This is a genomic window from Tabrizicola sp. (genome assembly GCF_036781545.1).
Classification (GTDB): Bacteria; Pseudomonadota; Alphaproteobacteria; order Rhodobacterales; family Rhodobacteraceae; genus Tabrizicola.
In genome coordinates, this window is the sequence record NZ_DAIQAT010000264.1 from 1 (window position 1) to 2,779 (window position 2,779).

Genomic DNA, 2,779 nt, shown 5'->3' on the forward strand with positions numbered 1-2,779 from the left:
GAGAAGGGCAGGGGGGATTTGGAGCTTGTCCGGGGGAGAGAGATCGCCCGGCCCGACTCCGATCCCTTTCCTTTTCCGGAGATACCCGATGAACATGACTGAACCCACCCTCACGCCGCCGATGGCACCCTCGACCGTCGACATGGCACAGATCTTCGCCGCGCATGCCGCGCGCGCGGCCCGGATCGAAGCGCTGCGCCCGGGCAACAAGGACCGCCTTTTCGACGGCCTCACGGCCGCTGGCATCACCCATGTCACTGTCACCTTTGACGGTGCCGGGGACAGTGGCCAGATCGAAAGCATCGGCGCCTGGTCCGGCGAGACCGCCGTCGATTTTCCCGCCACCGTGATCGCATACGCCGCGCTCACCTGGGACGATCCCGAGGTCGAGATGCGGCAGCTCTCGCTGGAGGATGTCGTCGAGCAACTGGCCTATGACTTTCTCTCCGACACCCATGGCGGCTGGGAGAACAACGACGGCGCCTGGGGCGAATTCTGCTTCGACGCCGCGGTCCGCTGCATCCACCTCGAGTTCAACGAACGGTTCACGTCGTCCGAACTCCATACCCACGATTTCTAAGGGGGCGGCGATGGCACATCCTTATCACCACGCCCTGTCCTCAGTGAAAACATGGGGCGGCACGGTCGACGACTTCATCGCGGTGCATGCCTGGTTCGACCAGAGCAAGGAGATTACTGCGGACTTTCGGCACCGGGCGCTGCGCCACCATGCCGAGGGCATCTTCATGGCCGAGACGATCTTTGGGGTGACCCTCACGCTCTCGACCGGGCGCATCATCCCGACCCGCTGGGTCGGCGAGCAGCATGTGAAGGAAGATCTGGGCTTCATCCCGAGCTTCGCTGATTGGGTGAAGGCCATCCGACCCGAGCCATGGATGGGCCGGGCCGCGCAGATTGAGGCGCTGGTCGATCCACATCTTGCCTCACCCGTGGTCGAGGTCACCTGAGATGACCGACCCCGCATATCAGCGCCTCGGCCTGCCCGTGACGGCCTCGCCCTTCACCGTCCTGCGCGCGGCGATCCGGGCGCTCCACCCCGACACGCGCGCCGTTCGCGGCTTTCGGACGGCGCGTAAGCGCTTCTACCGGCAGATGCTCTGCGCGCATGTCGCGCGACAGGCGGCGGGCGACAAGCCCACCGGCTGATCGCGCCCAACCACCCCCATCATCCCGACACACCGCCCGGCCTCTTGGCCGGGTCTTCCCCATTCAGGAGGTTCCCATGGCGGATTACTTCACCCATTTCTCGTGCCTGCTCGACGTCGGCACTCCCGACAAGGCCGCTCGCGCGCTTGCCCTGTTCCAGAGCTTGCGCGAAACCGATCAGGATGCCGACGACCCGGAGGTCACGGGCTTTGATCTCGTGCGCCAAGATGCACCCGAGGGCAGCACCCTCTGGATCCATGACGATGACCACGGCGATGTCGATGCGGTCATCCGTTTCGTGCTGCGCCTTGCCGAAGAGCTCGACCTCACCGGTCTCTGGGGGTTCCAGTACGCCCTGACCTGTTCCCGGCCTCGCCTCGACGCCTTCGGCGGCGGCGCGCATGTCATCGACCTCGGCGCGCGCAAATCCGTCGGCTGGACGAGCGGCCAGGAATGGCTGGCCGCCGCGCTGAACGGGGAGGACGCACATGCCTGAGGTCATCTGCACCACAGTCTACCAGTTCCCTGAACTCTCCGATGCCGCCAAGGAAAAAGCGCGCAGCTGGTATCGCGAGCTTGGCCCCCACGACGATTGGTGGGACGCGGTCTACGAGGATTTCGAGCGGGTCTGCGAAATCCTCGGCATCCGCCTGAAGACCACGCCCGTCCGCCTGATGGGCGGCGGCACGCGGGCAAAGCCCTGCATTTGGTTCTCCGGGTTCTGGAGCCAGGGCGACGGGGCCTGCTTCGAGGGCTACCTTAGCCACGCCAAGGGCGCGGCCGCGCGCATCCGGGACTACGCCCCGACCGACGCGACGCTGCGCGGCATCGCCGACCGGCTGCAGGCCATCCAGCGGCGGAACTTCTATCAGCTCGCCGCCGAGGTCAGCCATCGCGGGCGCTACTACCATGAATACACCATGGCAGTTGACGTCACGCGCGACGGTCCGACCTGGCAGCCGCCCACCGAGGACGCCGAGGAGATCGTGACCGAGGCGCTGCGTGATCTGGCCCGCTGGCTCTACCGCCAGCTTCAGGCTGAATACGACCACCTGACCTCTGACGAGGCCATCGAGGAGGGGATCATCGTGAACGAGTACACTTTCACCGAAGCCGGGCGCAGGTTTGGGTGAGAGCGCGGACAGTTCATTTGAGCTTTACAATGAGGCCATATGATCTATATTCAGGCCAATGGAGGGCGCCATGTACATTGCTGAGAAAATCCGGGAACCCGCACAGATCAACGCCGTTGCGTTGAAGGCCTATGCGCGCGTGGCCGATGCCTGGGGTCTCAGCCTCAAGGAAGCGGCTGGCCTTGCCGATATGTCGGAGAGCACATGGAAGCGCGCCAAGAAGCCGGACTTTGCGGGAGAACTGACCAAGGACCAATTGTTGCGGCTCAGTGCGGTGATCGGCATCTACAAGTCGCTCGAACTCTACTTCTCCGAGCCGCTCGCGCGAAGCTGGTTCACCCGACCGAACACGGGGCCGCTCTTTGGGGGAAGCCGTCCGGTTGACACCGCCATCGACGGGGGCTTGCCGCAAATTCTCGCGGTTCGGACCTATCTCGATGCGTTGCGTGGTGGGGCATGAAGCAGACCGAGATTTCTGA

Annotated in this window: 6 protein-coding genes; all 6 read left to right on the top strand. The window is 64.6% G+C overall.

Features of this window, described 5'->3' with window-relative positions; all coding sequences use genetic code 11:
• Positions 1-88 precede the first annotated feature (88 nt).
• Positions 89-580, top strand: a complete 492-nt coding sequence (locus tag V7Q39_RS20415) for a DUF6878 family protein (protein ID WP_284165685.1) — start codon at positions 89-91, stop codon at positions 578-580.
• Positions 581-590: 10 nt separating this feature from the next.
• On the top strand, positions 591-968 hold the full coding sequence (locus tag V7Q39_RS20420) for a DUF6915 family protein (protein ID WP_107754796.1): 378 nt from the start codon (positions 591-593) through the stop codon (positions 966-968).
• Between the two features lies 1 nt (position 969).
• Entirely contained in the window at positions 970-1,167 is a 198-nt protein-coding gene (locus tag V7Q39_RS20425; RefSeq protein WP_107754797.1) for a hypothetical protein, read from the top strand.
• A 76-nt stretch (positions 1,168-1,243) separates the two neighbouring features.
• Entirely contained in the window at positions 1,244-1,663 is a 420-nt protein-coding gene (locus tag V7Q39_RS20430; protein ID WP_107754798.1) for a hypothetical protein, read from the top strand.
• Positions 1,656-2,300 carry an antitoxin of toxin-antitoxin stability system gene (locus tag V7Q39_RS20435; RefSeq protein WP_107754799.1) on the top strand — a complete coding sequence of 215 codons (645 nt, stop codon included), beginning with the start codon at positions 1,656-1,658 and terminating at the stop codon, positions 2,298-2,300. Before V7Q39_RS20430 ends, V7Q39_RS20435 begins: the two co-directional genes overlap by 8 nt.
• A 58-nt stretch (positions 2,301-2,358) precedes the next feature.
• The gene (locus V7Q39_RS20440) at positions 2,359-2,760 is read left to right on the top strand and encodes an MbcA/ParS/Xre antitoxin family protein (protein WP_107754800.1); all 402 of its coding nucleotides are present in this window, start codon (positions 2,359-2,361) and stop codon (positions 2,758-2,760) included.
• Positions 2,761-2,779 lie beyond the last annotated feature (19 nt).